This window comes from Methanobacteriaceae archaeon (assembly GCA_030656015.1).
Taxonomy (GTDB): domain Archaea; phylum Methanobacteriota; class Methanobacteria; order Methanobacteriales; family Methanobacteriaceae; genus UBA349.
On record JAUSNX010000004.1, the window covers coordinates 99,302 to 115,155 of the forward strand.

Below are 15,854 nucleotides of genomic sequence, written 5' to 3' on the forward strand. Positions count from 1 at the left end.
TACTAAAATTTTAATAAGACATAATCCGTTAAAATAATAATTTAAAATTAATAAACCATTAAAAAGTAGAAAATAAAACCTGAAACCCCTATTTAACTCAAAATGAAGCATATGATAACTAAAAAAATAAATTTACTCAATGATATTCGTGAAAATTAAAAATACTATAATTAACTAATCTATTAAAAAATAAAAAAAAGAAAAAGGGTAGATTATAGGTTTTAGTTTCTTCCAACACCTTTGAAGTATCCAAATCCAATAAGGCCTAATAAAGCTAATAAGCCAACAATAGCATAAATATAGTTGTTATTAGGTTTAGATGAGGTTTTATTGTTTTCAGAAACCTCATAGGCCTTCTGAGAAGATTGTTCACCAGTAGTGGCCTGAGATTCTTCACTGACAGATTTATCCTGAGAAGAAGCAGAACTAGAACCAGAATTGGAATCAGAACCAGAGCTAGTAGAAGATCCACCACTAGAACCAGAATCAGAACTACCATCAGAACCATCTTCAGAAGGATTACCGCCTTCAGATGGTTTAGCAGGTTCCGGAGCAAAACCTGCAGACAAAGTGGACGTGTAAACAGCATTTTTGAACTTAGCCAGCATATTTGGGTCTAAGTACTGAGAAGCCCATTGCATCATAGCCAGATTACCACAAGTAGAGTCACTACACGCCATACCATTGTCAATAACATTTTGAGCTATAATATTAACCAAAGATTTTTTATCAGATTCGCTTGCATCCCAGTAACCTTTTCTTATGGAATCCAATAAAACAGCAGCCATAGCTTGATGTGAGTATGGATTAGCACTATCAAACCATTTTTTCATGTTGAGATTATACTTGTCTTTGAAGTACACATCATATGCTTCCTGGAACATGTTGGAATTCACAGAATCATGTGAAGTTACTCTCCAAGCAGCCATGTTTTTTATGAATTCTGAGAACTGAGCTGCACCTGGAGCACCAGACTGCATCATCTTCCCAATATATTTTGGATTAATGTAAGTAGACCTTACATCCCTCCAAAGAGATTCTGCCAGTGTTTCCAGTTTAGGATTGTTGGTATTTTCTGTGTTCATAATATACATCAGTGGCTCCTTACCTGATATTTCTCTTATGGTAAGGCCCAGACCACCAAAGTATCCCATGTAGTCACTGTCACTGAATAAACTATTAGCATTGAAAGTTCGTCTAAATACGACTGCCTCTGTTCCATTGAGATTTTGTTTGTACAAATCTTCAAATAGAATAGAGTTAACCTCTGATCCCTGGAATAGATTTCCAAAGGTGCTGATGTAAGTATCAGCTAATTGACTCTCATTTTCCCAGGACCCACCTGCAAGCAATGCATGCTGCATGGCATTTTTGTGATTACCCTCTTCTTGAGAGAATATTCTTGCCATGGACAGTTTTCTGGCCATATCATCAGAGTATCCCTTTGACTTTAAGTATTGGTAGGTATTTTCTGAATTCTGTTTCACATAGTTTGGCTGAGTATCATTGGCTGCTGCGGCTAATCTAACTGCTTTATCAATGAGATCCAATCTACATCGGAACATGGTCAAGTATAGAGCAGTAGTACTCACCACTACATCAATTCTAGGCCTTCCTAAGTTAGTAATTAACTTAACATCAGTTACAATACTTGGATTTGAGGCATCAGGTACTCGTTCTACACCTAACAGATAAAATATCGCTGCTTCCATTACACCCATATCCTGTTGCGTATGAATAGCCCAGAGCATGAATGATATCTTAGTAGGATAATTACCTGTTTTCTTCAAGTAGTCGTCAATTAAGTCTTGAGCTAATTTATTACCAATAGCTGTAGCTTCGGCAGTTGGAACTTTCCTAGGATCAAATGAATAGAAGTTAGTTCCAGTTGGAAGTACATTCGGGTTATTAATTGGATCACCAGAAATACCTGGAGGGATATATCTACCATTTAATGCCCGGAGAAGACCTGTCATCTCATTGGTACATTTATTGATATTTGCAGCGTGTACTAAAGCCTGGTTTAGATACGTGGTCATTTGTGGAGAGGTTGAACCAAGAACTGAAATTTGAGCTTGATTTACGTTCAATCCCTCAATTAATAACTTTTTAAGTATTAACTGAACCTGTGCATCAGATAGGTTATTCGCTTTCATATAATCTCTGAAACCAAACCCAAGCAAAGATTGAACTAGATTGGTAAGCTCATCTCCCTGAGGTGGCTGTCCAAATACATGCAATCCATAGGGTATGAATTCTGATTCTATATCATCCAAATACGCGTGCACTTTTCCCAGGAACTGGTCAAAGTTAGTGTCGTTGATTGTGGTTAAGTTCACTCCAATATCTTCATTGATTTTTAAGTCCTTTACTAATTGTAAAATACTTATCTTTAGTTTAGCTTTGGTTTCGGCATCAATATTAGGGGAATTGTATTCTGAAATTTTGTCGTTGAGTATGGTCAAATTACCGTAGAGTCCTGAAACAGTTAATGATGGAGTTAAATGGCTTATCATTAGTGCTCCTTGACGTCTTTTTGGTAACATACCCTCACTACCTTCTACAGTAAATGGATATATCACTGGAATATCCTGACTTACAATAGCTGCCCAGCAGTTATCTATATCCAGACCAGGCCCAGTTTTTCCAGGTAGCCATGCTACAGTACCGTGCCTTCCCATGTCAATAATTGCATCTGCCTTAAAGTCGTTCTTTAGCCAGAAGTAAAAGGCCAGATATTGGTGAGTAGGTGGCACACTGCCTGCATGATACATGGCATCAATATCCTGGTTATAACCACGTGAAGGTTCAGGTGCCAGAATAATATTTCCATATTGGATAACTGGAAGAACCAGATATTTTACACCATTTTTAGTGTAAGTCATTATGTCACCTGGTGGTTCACCCCACATATCAATGACTTCTTTTCTTTTTGCAGCATTGAGTTTATTAAACCAGGTCAAGTACTCAGACTCAGAAACCAAGATCACTGGATTATTTTTTACCAGTTTTTCTAACTCCCCTGGAGCCCATAATCCTACATTCAAACCTTGATTACGGATTAAATCCACTAATGTATTGTTATTAGGCACATTATTGGTTCCAAGGTCGTAACCACTGTCTTTAAGAGCCTGTAATATACTGCTAATACTGTTGTATACATCCAGGTGCCCTGCTGTTGCTCCCTGGTCTTTACCAGTTCCGTGCCAGTAAATTATTGCTATTTTTTTATCACTATTGGATTCGTACCTGAGGTTAATCCATGCTATGGCACTATCCACCAACCAATTTATCTGGCGATCAATTGGTTTGAACAATGTAATAGTGTATGGCAAGTACTGCGGCATTTCTTCCTGCGTGGCAATTATGATTGGATCAAACATCCCATCAAGTTCAGAAGGAACAATGGTACTACCTAAGGTACTTGCTTGCATTCCCTGTGTGCCATTTAGCCAACTTGAATAGTTCCCGAAATATTTATAGGCTTTTATGATAGGAACATCCAGTTTTTGGAGGTCTAATTGAGTATCATTGTACGAGCTGTTGGAAGTCCAACCAAACATTTTATAATGGATTATTAAATCCACAGCGGATTGATTATTCTGTAGTAGAAACTTATTGATATTTGGGGTTCCACTATGCGGATAGAAATATGGTATCACATTATAACCCTTATTTTCAAAAGCGCGGATTAAAGAATCCATTGTGGCCATATCAGTGCCTGAATACTCAGACTGACTGAATACAATCCCTACAGTAGGTTTTCCTGCCTTGAATTGATACCATGTTTTATAATCATCCAAACTCGCAAAAAGCTTATTTGCATCGGGATGGTATATGGCTTCACTGATTGAATAGATTGGTATTTGGGGTGTTCCCACATTTAATCCGAAAAATTTCACTCCAATGAATTTAAAGAGTTCTTTTCCATTGGCATAGTTAATGTTGGACCAGTAATCTCTCATCCACTGGTACTGTGAATTCCCATTAGCAATAATTACTGCACTATGAATGCTAATGGCATAATTTATAGTCATTACTGTGGGAATTCCATTTGCTGCTGATTGATTCATCAAAGCTGCTACTCGGTTAACGTAGTCATTATTTTTTAGTCCTGATGCTAAATAGTCCACAAAAACCATATCATAATCAGTTATATTGACTGATTGTGGAAGATTTCCTGCAGTATAAGTATAGAATGTAATGTTTAAAAAATCACAATCTTTGATAGCATCAAGGAATCCAGGTTTAACAGAGTAAACAATAATCAACACTTTAGGTTTTCCCATCTCAAAATTAGCATTACCACTTAGATTCTTATTTTGATTATTTGAATCCGAATCAACATTTACCAGTTTTGTAGATGATTTATGACCATCCTGGCTGGCGGTGATATTGAATTGGGTATAATTACTTAAAAATTTGAGCTCGTATTTACCTTGGTTGTCTGTTTTAGTCTTTGATATATTGTTTCCATTGTTTGAAGCAGTTACATCTACTCCTGCAAATGGTTCTTTGGTAACACAATCCAGAACCTGACCAGAAATAACAATTTGAGAATTGTTCTGATCACCTCCAGTGTTATTCTCTGTTGCGGATACTGCTCCGCACATTGCAATGATGAAAAATAAAGTCGTTACTAGTAAAATTACGTTTTTTTTCATCTTTTCACCTCCTTTACGTTTAATCAAAGTAAATTGAACTTACCAGTATATAATAATAGTTATTAATTAAATATTATTACATTTTTTAATATATTTTAAATTTAGTAATAAAATAATAAAAAGAATAATACTTTTTAAAGAAAATCTAAATTTAAATGACTATTATGTCCTTAAAAATAAATCCCACACCTAAAAAGTAATATCTATAAAATCAGCATTGAACAGGCCAAAGTATTAATTATAAAATAAAATCCTTAAAAAATTAAAAAAAAGAAGAATAATTAAAAACTTAATCAACTTAACTTCTTCTTCATCCAGAAAGCACCCAGGCCTAAACCAGCCATAATACCAATTAAAAGACCAGCCAATAGTGGTGTTAAAAATCCAGTATTATTATTGGAAGATAAAAGAGTTAATCCATTTTTTATATCCATCTCATCCCCAGAACTAACAAATATCCGGTTAGACACACTAGGGTTTTTAGCTAGAAAATCATTGACAGTATCTTGATAGGCCACTGCCAGAATTTTCTTATTGGAGTTGGTTAAAGCATGTTCCAGCTGGTGGGTTACCTCATCTGCTGATTTAAATTTATAAACAGAGATATTAAGTCCCAAATCAGTTGTTACTTTTTTAGCCAGCACTCCGGTAGAATTATCTGCAATGACAATGGTTGATTGATTAGTGACATCTATTCCATGGGCACTGACCGCGGAGATCGTTCCTAAAAGAATAAATAATAAGCAAATTACTTTTATTTTCATTTTAATCCTCTTTTTAAATTTTATCTATTTTTAACATTTCAGGTTTGACTTTGGAGATAAATGATATGATAGCAACATTGGCTAGCCCTTCAATAACCGCAATGAATAAATAAAATGGTATTAAAGTAGCCATTAACATTTCTAAAGTAGCAACTCCAGCCAGTATTAGAATAATAGCATTAGTGACTGTGGCCATTATTATACCCATTAGAGTACCCGCGAAGATGCTTAATCTTTCATCAAGATCATAGGTTAGTTTGTAGAATAAATAAGTTGAAATACTCATTACCACACCCATAGCTAGTACATTAGCTCCCAGAGTGGTTATTCCCCCCATTCCTAAGAAAAGGAACTGCAAAAGCAAACATAAAAAAGCTACAGCTATGCCTGTGAGGGGGCCCAGCAAAATAGCTACTAGGGGTATCAGGAAAAAGTGCATAGGGATACCAAAGGGAGATGGTATGGATAAAGAAGATACTAAAACGGTCACCGCGGCAAAAATTCCCGTATTTATAATCAGTTTATCTTTTTGCTCGCTTTTAGAAATTTTAAAAGCATAAAATGCTAAGGGTATAATGGCTAAGATCCAGTAAATCCCCGCTTGCCATAAAGGTATAATTCCATCAGGTAAATGCAAATAAGTCCTCCTTTTTTTAAATTTTTAATCATTTTTACAATACTGCTAAAATAGATTGTTGTAATAACATTTATAATGTTTATCTTATTACAAATCTAATGAAATCCATAATATTAGTAATAATAGATTAATTTAAGTAACACAAAATGGATTAAAAAGCAATATTAGTAATAAGAAATTAAGAAGTCTAAAAGTTTTATTAAAATCTATAAAAAAATTAAAGGTTTAAAAAGGCATAATTATTAAAAAAACCCTCACTCACAAATATAAATAACAAATGAAACTCATTAAACAGAAAGTAATACATAACTCTAAACTAACAGGATTAAAAAATAAAATAAGTGGGAGTTCCAATAGGGATTATCCCTACTGGAAGAGGGAATAAATTGGCGAATATAAAATATCATACTAGTGCCAAATTTATTGTGACAAATATGGATTGTTTAGATAATTATAACACTTTCTATTTATTTATTATTATTAACTTTAGGCCCGAATATAAAGAAAAAGTAATAAAAAGTATTGAAATGTAAAATAGGACATCCAATAATAAAGGCTGAGCGAAAGGATTGTTATTAGATGCCCATATTTTTATTAAGTCATACCAAAGATGACCGAGCAGTGGAGGAAACAATGCCCAATTAATAGAATGTCAAAATACTATAAATACTTTTTGGAAAATAAGTATTACAAATTGAGTAAAAAACCCTAGAATGGTATTAAACAGTTTTTGGTGAAAAATATCAAAATAAGAATTTAATCTATTGTAAAATCAATAAATCAAGCAAAAATAAAAATGAGTTTAATATAAACTAAATTAAAAATCAATTATGTCCTGAAATTAACATCTAAAAAAGGTTCAAGAACTTCAAAAAACCTATGTCCTGAAATTAACATCTAAAAAAGGTTCAAGAACTTCAAAAGAATGTTCAATGGCCTCATCAACAATATCAGGATTCACTGAAGATAAATCATCCAGCGAAAGATCTATAGTAATATCAACTTCAAGTTTTTCTTCGTAAGAGAGTTCAACCTTAATATCCAGGTCATTGATCTCTTTTTGAGAAACTTTCTGTGAAATAAAATTTTGAGCAGAAGAAGAAATAAAATCAGATATCTCGTTTAAATCTTCTTGAGTCAAATTTTTGAGCTTATTTTTCAATTAATTACATCCCAGGAGTTATTCCAGCGCCTTGCATGGCTTCTTGTAGGGAAGCTTGCATTTCCTGAAGTTTACTCATTACCCTTTCTTCTTGACGAGAAATGGTTTTTTCTCTAAGTTTAAGAGTTTCCACCTTATCTTCCAGTTCAGTGTTGATTTCAGTTTTATCAACTTTGACTAATAGATTTCCAGCAGATTTATAAACATCAGCCTCATCATCAGCTTTTTTGAGTTCTTCTAATGCTTTTTGGGTTTCCTGAATTTGTACTTCAACAGTTTGTTTCTGCATGGAGATGGCCTGAGCCTGTTGTTGTAGTTGTTGGAATTGAGTTAGTTGGTGTTGAATATTTTGTGGTACTTCCATTTTTTCACCTCATAATATTTAGAATGATTTTAAAATATTAATTTAATGCCATTTAATCTATAGATTTATAGACCATTATATTATTTCTAAATTAATTTTATAAATTCATTTTGGAATCTATTAATTGAATTTTAATATAAACAATATCACATTTGTATTATATCAATAATCCTATCAATAATCCTCTTTTTGAAGTTCCAAAACATCTAGAGATAACATGATCCATTTAATAGAAGAATTTAAAGATGCTCTAAAAGAAGCTGAATCTTTAGACTTAATTTTAAGGAAAATAGACTTCCCTTTAACTAACATCTCCATTGAAGAACGTTGTGAAGGAGAACTGATGATTTCAGGGTTAACTGAAGTAAATACTACTTGGGCTTGTAAATTGCTATCAAGTACTATCTCAATTTCACTTTCCACAGACTTTAATGGAGTATTCTGAATCAAAATACAATCTCCAGATTATAATTAATAATAGATTTAATTATCAAATAATCAATCTTTTGAACTATTTTCAAGCTTAAAATTCTTAATAAAAATTTTAAATCCAGTGCAAATGCCTTTTTTATCAAAAACATCTAAAATAGCCTTATAATCTTGTTTTGAATCATTAGATTTGGAATCTTTGATTGTTATAAGATTTGATTCTTGAAAATCTTCAAAATCCAAGTCATTTTTATCTGCTTCAGATTCAAAATCATTTACTGTTTTTAATTGAAGGATATCCCCTAAAATGGCCATTTCTTCAAAGTCACATTTAAATGACAAATCCTCTTTTTGAATATTGATTCTTTTCTCAGGTAAGGCCACATTTATTGTCATAGAAATAATTTCTAATCCGTCCTTATTAAAAAAGGTGATCTTACTGGGATTGCCATTATACTCAAAAACAACTGCCAAATAGGAATATCCTAAATTGGCTGCCTTTAAAAGAACGTCCCTCATACTCATTTTACCACGATTAGTGTATTCAGAAATGAAAACACGATTTAAATACTGGCAAAAAGATCTGGTACGTTTAGAAGGTTTTCTTGAAGTTGTAATTAACATAAAATCTCAGATAAAATAGTTAGAATAAAGAGGGTTAATAAGGATTAAAATATTAATAATTACCTTATCTTCCTTTTATAGTCCTTTTAACAGTGGGAACTTCTTTAAAGAGAATTCTGTATCTGCATCTAGGACATTTATTTTCCATGTACCCTTTAGGGTCAATTATAGCTCCACATTCAGCACATTTATACAAATCATGAACCTCCAATAATCCGTTTTATGTTTCTGGTAGCGGTTTTACCCATAGGAGTAACAGGTACGTATGCTCCGCCAGTGAAGACAGCGCCACACTTTCTACATTTCCATATACCACTGCTAACTCTTTTAACAGCAGGTCGATCACATGTAGGGCATACATGTTTCTTTTTCATGTTTTCTTCGATTTGTTTTACAGTTCTTTTGGCTTTACGACCGTATCTTGCACCAAATCTTCCTGTAATACCAACTTTTTTGGTTCTTGCCATTTGAATCACTCCGAGTAAATTTTACAATTTATAAATGATAAGCCTCAAACTCATCATCAATTCCCAAATAAATGGGAAATGAATCACTGAATTAGTGATTAACACTGAAAAACTGACAATTTCTGAAATTAATTGCAGTTACTATGATATAAAATAACCTTTCTTTTGTTAAATAGTGATATATAGAGTTAATAAGTTCTATATAACAGCTAAAAAAGTAAAAATTACTTTAGTATCGTGAATTAGTTTATTATGCCAATATTAAATGATCGACAAAATAATTTAGTAATTTAAAATTTAATTAAAGAAATATATAAATGTTAGGTTTAAAAATTGAAATTGATGGTTAATTATGGTAAATATTCCATCAATTCTTTAGTTTTTTCCTCAGTAATTTTTACAGCATTCATTATTTCTTCTTTAGTTAAAGGAGTTGCTCCACCTTTTTGAAGGGCACATATATTTCCAGATTCAGTCATACCAATGGAAAGTCTAGCAGAAAGGATTTCCTCTTCTGCAAGAGAAGGATCCAAAACCATCTGTTCACCAATTTTAGCAAAAGTACACATTAATGCCTTTTCTCTAATTGGAAGAGGTTCCTTGTTTTCATAGTCAATAACTATTTCATCATCTACCATAGTGGCCTTGGGAATCCTGGTATTTAACAAAGCAGCAACTGCACCTAAAACCGCAGCATCCATTAAATTTCCATCGTAATCAAGTATGTGTAAGTCAATAAAAATCATCCAAACCTTCTTTCCTTCAATCAGGCATAGCTTTTCCAGGTCCACCATCTGACTTTCTCTGATACAGCGGTCTGTGACCCGGGCTAGCTCCACAGATTTTTCATCCGGAGGTCCTGGTTCAAATTCTGGTGCTGCCATAGGTAGTAATTCAGAATTAGTCATTATAACCCCAACATTAGGAGTATCAGGGAATGGAGAACCTAGTTGAGATTTAGTACCTACAATAATCTGAGAATTTCCAATCTTAACCCTGGCAGAGCCTTCAGCTTTAGAAATTACACCAGTTTCCAGTGAAATTTCACGATATTCATCCAAAGCTCGGCTATCCGGACGTTCTAAATTATTGATAAGGTCAGTTATACTTTTGCGAGTTATTTCAGGAACAACATTCATTTTACTCACCATACCTTTTCTTTAAGGCATCTTGCTGAACTTTACTAATGGCTTGGCATCCTTCTACTGCAAGATCAATTGCTTTTTCGAATTCTCCAGCATTTAAACTACCATCACTTTGTAAAAGAGTAATTTCCCCACTGCGTGGCATGATAGCAACGGGTACATCAGCTTGACCTTCTTTATCTTCAACTTCTGAAAGATCAAGAACAATTTGGTCGTTGACTTTACCAGAAGCACAGGCCACAACCATGTCTTTCATGGGAATACCTGCATCTGCTAGAGCCACTGATGCTGCAGTTATCCCTGCACACCGAGTTCCACCTTCTGCCTCTAATACTTCAATGAAAATATCAATTAAAGCTCTTGGATATTTTTCAAGAAGTATGGATGGTTGGAGGGCCTCTGCAGTCACTTTAGAAATTTCCACCGATCTTCTATCAGGGCCTGGTCTTTTCCTATCATCTACTGAAAATGGAGCCATGTTATATCTACAACGGATATAGGCCCTATCTGGGCGTTGGAATCTGCGAATATGCGATTCTTTTGGACCGTAAACAGCCACAAGTATTTTATTTCCACCAAATTCTAAATATGCTGAGCCATCAGCTCTTTCTAAAACGCCTGCTTCAATTTTCAAGGGACGTAATTCATCAAAAGCTCTTCCATCTTCCCTTGATTTTGCCCCTAAATTAGTATCTTCTGTGATGATAATAATCACCTCTTAAACTGATTAAAATTAAATTTAGATTCAATTATTTTACGAGGGAGAGAACTTTTCTCATCTTTTGGAGTTTTTTCTTCAGTAGATTCATCTGAATCTTCAGATTTTTCATCTACTTCATCTTTTTCCTGCGCTTCCTTCTCTTCTGCGCTTTCTCCCTCTTCAGCATCGTCTTCATCTTTATGGACATTTTGCTGAGTTTCCTGATCTTTTTGACCAGATTCTAATTGATCTTCTTCTTGGCCTTCATCTTCTTCAATTGCAGATTCATCCGATTCAGATTCTTTTAAATCAGTATGCTCCTCATCGGGTTTGTTGCCCAATTCAGTTTCCAGTTTATCTTCTACTGATTGAAGAATTTCATGGTTATCATCAGATTCAACCTTTTCACCCGTTAATTCAGCCAGTGAATCTCGTACCCTATCTGTCAGTCCAGAAGTGTGGGCCTGCTCTTCAATCATTTTTATGACTTTCTCAGCAATTCTTTCCATTTCTGGCTGTCCTTTGACCCATACCACACCATTTTGACCAACAACAATGTCACAGTGAGTTTTATCCTTGATCATATTAATCATGGATCCTTTTTTACCGATAAGTCTAGGTACCTTAGTAGGAGTGATATAAACTAATATTCCGCCCTTAAATTTGCCTAATCCACGACCTTTTAATCCAAGTTTGACCTTTTTAACTTCATCAACATCAATTACTCTCAAAAAAAGGACGTCCCCAACATCAAAGACTTTTTCAAGTTCCCTTTTTTCTTTTCCAAATACTTCTGATGCTGGTAAAAGACCAGAGTAAGGTGAATTAATATCTAATCCCCACATAGAGAATCTTATGTCATTGATTTCTCCAATAACCACATCCCCTCTTTTAGGAAGGTATTTACTTTGTAGCGGAATTACACTAATTTTCTTATTTCTAATAGAAACTAAGCCTACTACCGAAGAGCATATTTTATTTTCTTCCCTGAAAGTTCCTCGACCAGCGTGAAAATCGTCTTCCGCCAGCACTTCACCAGGAACTACAAGGTCCTTATCTTTTATTAATATCACATTATGCCTCCTTTTCTATATGAAAGCCATATGAGAATAGGAAAAAGAAGAAGTTTATTTAATAACTTTGGTATCCACATTCCCGCCTGTGAGTTCACTCATTTTTTGATGGAAACTATCTTGCAGGCCTCCAGGTATTTCAACCACAGCTATCCATGATCCATCTTGCTGCCATTCCTCTTTGTATATTCTTCCAAATTTAGATATGGCTGTATATGCGCCACCGGCAAATTCACCAGGCATCATAACTGCCATTTTCACCTTTTCAAATCTAATTGGAATTTTAATCCGAATAGCTTTCAGAACAATATTTATCTGCTCATCAACAGTTTTAAATGGATCAATATGAACTTTTGCTTCTTCCATGGCCTTTTCAATTCTCTTTGGTGGATGAGGAAAGCCTGTTTGAGGATTAATAGCCTCCCTAGCTATTTTAGCAACAATTTGTTTGTGCTTATCCTCTAGCATTTCCCTGCGCTGTTGGGCAGTGAGCTGGATTTGTCCCTTCTGAATAATTAACTCTGCAACTTCCAAGGGATCCGTGCTCTGAAATACTTTAAGCATACCTTCCTCAGACGCTTTATCACCCTTTTTAGCATCTTTAAAAATTTCTTCCACTGCAAGAACTGTTTCTATTTCTATCCTAGATTCATTAGATCCTTTCTTATATTCTGCAGAAAGATCAGGATCCACAAAAATCTCGAATCGTTCCCCATGGGATTCCAAACGGGCAATAACTGCATCTTCAAGATTAACCATGTTTTTTACTCCTCTTCCTCCTTCTCTTTTCTGATGAGAAGTTCTTCTACATGATCTTTAATTTCTTCTTCAGATAATTTCCTGTATTTTTTGTCTTTAGCATCAATAACAGCTATTTCAACACTTTCAGGAGTTGTTTTTCCTTCAGTGGCTTCGTAAACAGCATCTAGAGCAAGTTCAATTGCATCTGTAAGAGTAATGTCTTCTTCATATTTCTTTTCAAACTCTTCCATAGCCACTTGTCTTCCAGCACCTATAGCTGTAGCTTTGTACTCTATTAGTGCACCACTAGGGTCAGTTTCAAATAATCTGCATCCTTTACCATTAACTCCGCCTATTATTAAAGCGGATCCAAAAGGACGCACCCCACCATGCTGAGTGTACATCTGTTTCATGTCACAAATCTTTTTAGATAGTGTTTCTACACGAATAGGTTCATTATAGGTTATTCTGTTAACCTGAGCTTCTATTCTAGCTTTTTCAATAATAGCTCTAGCATCTGCCACCAATCCTGATGTAGCAGCGCCAATGTGTTGGTCGATTTGGAATATCTTTTCAATTGATTTAGGTTCGACCAGTTTGCTTGTGGGTCTTTTATCCACAACAAGCACTATTCCTTCGCTTGATTTGACACCTAATGAAGTTGTGCCTCGTTTTACGGCCTCTCTTGCATACTCAACCTGAAATAGTCTTCCATCTGGACTAAATACAGTAATGGCCCTATCATAACCTGCACTTTGAAGTGGTTGCATATGTATACCTCTCTTTTTTATCTTATTTTATGAATGTGATTTCTTATTTTTAGTGACATTTAATTGATTTTAAAATGCTCAATTTCTTTATCAAGACTTATTTTCAAATCAATTTAATAATTTATTAATACTGTGTATTTATGTTAGGGTCTGGATTTAATAAACTTTTGTGTTGCAGAATGAATGGTTCCAGATAAACCCAGAGTGTGGAAAACTACTTTTTTTCCACGGAAATTTGTTACTAATGAAAGAGAAGCCCTAACTTTTTCTTCATCTCCCCTATTACAATGCAATATACCTTTTATAATAAAATCATTACCTTTTTGACCACAGTCCCATTTTCTCATGAGCCATAGTCTGAATCTACTTGTTTCAGATTCACCATAGAGTTCCAGACACGAATTCCAGATTAAATTGACTAATTCATCCCTAGTTATAGATTTTTGGCAAATCAATTCAAATGCAATATACCTTTTTGAACCTCTAAGTGTAGGAGGTAATATTTTAAGTTTCATGGATAATCATCTTGTTATATTAAATATTCTTATAAAAGTACAAAATTGGCTAGAAAATTGATTAATTGAATATAATAATAATAATAATAATTTAATTTAATTAAATTAAATTAAATTAAATTAATTGTCTGGTTAATTGGCAACTTTCTTGGCCCCAACAATAATAATGTCCTTTCTCTGATTATTGAAATCAACTATATTTTTTGGATTGTTAGAAATAGCTAAATTCACTTCATTTTTACTCAATCCAAAACACTGGCTGAGTGCATTTAAATCTTTAGGTTTTCTCAAATCATAAATAGAAACCGCTCCACTGCCAATAATTAGTGGAAATTTAAATTTCTTTTGTAATTTAACAATTTCCTGAAAATGCGCCATTATTTTAGATCTAATAGGTGATCTGGCCCTCAGTATGTCGCAAATATTTAATTCAATTGCTACATCATTATTAGCAGCCTCTTTAGCAAGAACATGATTAATTCCACAATCCCTACGCTTATAATATGGTCTTGAAAGAATATCAAGCTGAATATTTTCACATGCAGCACGATTTATCTTTAAATCACCACCAACAGCCATTAAAATATTAGTTTTTTTTCTAGAACTTCTAATCTGCCTTTTTAGATCTTCCGAATTTTTCGGGAAAATTTTAATTCCTGGAAAAATCTTAAAAGTTTTCTCAAAATTTAAATTATTATCTGAATTAGAATCTAGATTATATGCGGAATTAGATACTGGATTAGAAACAGAATTAGAATCCATAGTTGGTTCTGAATTAATCTCATTTTCAATTTCGGTTAAATATTCTTTTGATTCCTTATAATCATCTTTAGAATATAATAAAGAAACACCAGAGTATCCCAATCTTTTTGCTTCAAAAATTAATTTCTTATCAGAGTTATAATTTCTTCCCTGTAGGTGAAAATCGTAAAATTTCAATTTAATCAGATAATTCCCGGACAATTGCCCCTTTGTAAAATTTAATTAATAATATTTTAATGAATTGAATATTTTATAATTTAAGATTTATAATTTAATGATAATTTAAATTAGTGATTAATTAATAAATTTAGAGTAATATCAATATAATCAATATAATTAGTTGAATATTAATTAAGTTAATATAAAATCAATACAATAATTAATCCGTTTCAAATATTTGGTGAGCTATTCTAATGGCCACATCTTTTTTAGCAGGATAGGCTGCAATTTTTATTCGAACGTGTATAGAATCACCATGTCCTACCACTTTCCAATTCCCTTTTAAAGCTTCCTGCTTATCAAATCTAAGAAAGAAATTTCCATTATCATCCATTTTTTTTTCAAAATCATAGGATATTTTTATAATATCTTCTTTATTCATTTCTCGAAGTTTTTGAATAAATTCTTTGATTTCCCGTTTTTTAGTTATTTTTTGACTTAAAATTGTAACTGGATTGAGATAATAACCTTCTGTATGTTCTATTTCAGGTTCAGCCCGGGAAAATATAGTCTTTAATGACTCTTCAACCTTTTCTGGCCTTTCAGTACCTTGGATAAAAACCCTATATGAAATATTGTGGATCATTTTAATCAACTTGAATCAGGAAATTAATAAATAAGAAATTTTAATAAGTTAAATTATAACTCATTTTAGCTCATTTACGGAGATTATTACTTTTAATTTTCAAATAGTAATGAATAAATAGGTTTATTGATAATTAGAACAGAAGATTGGTTTTTTTTATAAAACTGATATTCTATGAAAATAGTATAATCGATAATTAAGATAAAAAAAGAGGAAAAAGTAAGAAATCTAA

The 15,854-nt window shown here is 33.3% G+C and carries 16 protein-coding genes and 1 pseudogene; all 17 read right to left on the reverse strand.

Annotated elements, in window-relative coordinates:
• Positions 1 to 221: 221 nt before the first annotated feature.
• The 17 genes and pseudogenes from Q7I96_03650 to Q7I96_03730 all read right to left on the reverse strand — a co-directional run bounded on the left by Q7I96_03650 (position 222) and on the right by Q7I96_03730 (position 15,622).
• Positions 222 to 4,664 carry a cobaltochelatase subunit CobN gene (locus Q7I96_03650; GenBank protein ID MDO9626707.1) on the reverse strand — a complete coding sequence of 1,481 codons (4,443 nt, stop codon included), beginning with the start codon at positions 4,662 to 4,664 and terminating at the stop codon, positions 222 to 224.
• A gap of 293 nt (positions 4,665 to 4,957) precedes the next feature.
• A complete protein-coding gene (locus Q7I96_03655; protein ID MDO9626708.1) occupies positions 4,958 to 5,428 on the reverse strand; it encodes a hypothetical protein in 471 nt (156 codons plus the stop codon).
• 13 nt (positions 5,429 to 5,441) lie between these two features.
• The gene (locus Q7I96_03660; GenBank protein ID MDO9626709.1) at positions 5,442 to 6,065 is read right to left on the reverse strand and encodes an energy-coupling factor ABC transporter permease; all 624 of its coding nucleotides are present in this window, start codon (positions 6,063 to 6,065) and stop codon (positions 5,442 to 5,444) included.
• A gap of 877 nt (positions 6,066 to 6,942) precedes the next feature.
• Complete coding sequence (locus tag Q7I96_03665) at positions 6,943 to 7,227, reverse strand: DUF3194 domain-containing protein (GenBank protein MDO9626710.1); 285 nt, start codon at positions 7,225 to 7,227, stop codon at positions 6,943 to 6,945.
• A gap of 4 nt (positions 7,228 to 7,231) precedes the next feature.
• Positions 7,232 to 7,591 (reverse strand): prefoldin subunit beta, encoded by a 360-nt coding sequence (locus Q7I96_03670; protein MDO9626711.1) that lies wholly within the window; start codon positions 7,589 to 7,591, stop codon positions 7,232 to 7,234.
• Between the two features lie 174 nt (positions 7,592 to 7,765).
• On the reverse strand, positions 7,766 to 8,041 hold the full coding sequence (locus Q7I96_03675) for a KEOPS complex subunit Pcc1 (GenBank protein MDO9626712.1): 276 nt from the start codon (positions 8,039 to 8,041) through the stop codon (positions 7,766 to 7,768).
• A gap of 48 nt (positions 8,042 to 8,089) precedes the next feature.
• Entirely contained in the window at positions 8,090 to 8,644 is a 555-nt protein-coding gene (locus Q7I96_03680) for a ribosomal biogenesis protein (GenBank protein ID MDO9626713.1), read from the reverse strand.
• A gap of 64 nt (positions 8,645 to 8,708) precedes the next feature.
• Positions 8,709 to 8,840 (reverse strand): DNA-directed RNA polymerase subunit P, encoded by a 132-nt coding sequence (locus tag Q7I96_03685; GenBank protein ID MDO9626714.1) that lies wholly within the window; start codon positions 8,838 to 8,840, stop codon positions 8,709 to 8,711.
• 1 nt (position 8,841) lies between these two features.
• Positions 8,842 to 9,111 carry a 50S ribosomal protein L37Ae gene (rpl37A, locus tag Q7I96_03690; protein MDO9626715.1) on the reverse strand — a complete coding sequence of 90 codons (270 nt, stop codon included), beginning with the start codon at positions 9,109 to 9,111 and terminating at the stop codon, positions 8,842 to 8,844.
• Between the two features lie 350 nt (positions 9,112 to 9,461).
• A complete protein-coding gene (rrp42, locus tag Q7I96_03695) occupies positions 9,462 to 10,250 on the reverse strand; it encodes an exosome complex protein Rrp42 (GenBank protein ID MDO9626716.1) in 789 nt (262 codons plus the stop codon).
• A gap of 1 nt (position 10,251) precedes the next feature.
• Positions 10,252 to 10,971 (reverse strand): exosome complex exonuclease Rrp41, encoded by a 720-nt coding sequence (gene rrp41 / locus Q7I96_03700; protein MDO9626717.1) that lies wholly within the window; start codon positions 10,969 to 10,971, stop codon positions 10,252 to 10,254.
• Positions 10,972 to 11,378: 407 nt separating this feature from the next.
• Positions 11,379 to 12,029: pseudogene (rrp4, locus tag Q7I96_03705) on the reverse strand (exosome complex RNA-binding protein Rrp4).
• A 54-nt stretch (positions 12,030 to 12,083) separates the two neighbouring features.
• On the reverse strand, positions 12,084 to 12,788 hold the full coding sequence (locus Q7I96_03710; protein ID MDO9626718.1) for a ribosome assembly factor SBDS: 705 nt from the start codon (positions 12,786 to 12,788) through the stop codon (positions 12,084 to 12,086).
• 5 nt (positions 12,789 to 12,793) lie between these two features.
• Complete coding sequence (gene psmA / locus Q7I96_03715; protein ID MDO9626719.1) at positions 12,794 to 13,540, reverse strand: archaeal proteasome endopeptidase complex subunit alpha; 747 nt, start codon at positions 13,538 to 13,540, stop codon at positions 12,794 to 12,796.
• A gap of 143 nt (positions 13,541 to 13,683) precedes the next feature.
• Positions 13,684 to 14,055, reverse strand: coding sequence for an Rpp14/Pop5 family protein (locus Q7I96_03720; protein ID MDO9626720.1), 372 nt, complete (start codon positions 14,053 to 14,055; stop codon positions 13,684 to 13,686).
• 132 nt (positions 14,056 to 14,187) lie between these two features.
• Positions 14,188 to 14,994 (reverse strand): RNase P subunit p30 family protein, encoded by an 807-nt coding sequence (locus Q7I96_03725; GenBank protein ID MDO9626721.1) that lies wholly within the window; start codon positions 14,992 to 14,994, stop codon positions 14,188 to 14,190.
• Between the two features lie 202 nt (positions 14,995 to 15,196).
• Positions 15,197 to 15,622 (reverse strand): RNA-binding domain-containing protein, encoded by a 426-nt coding sequence (locus tag Q7I96_03730; protein ID MDO9626722.1) that lies wholly within the window; start codon positions 15,620 to 15,622, stop codon positions 15,197 to 15,199.
• Positions 15,623 to 15,854 lie beyond the last annotated feature (232 nt).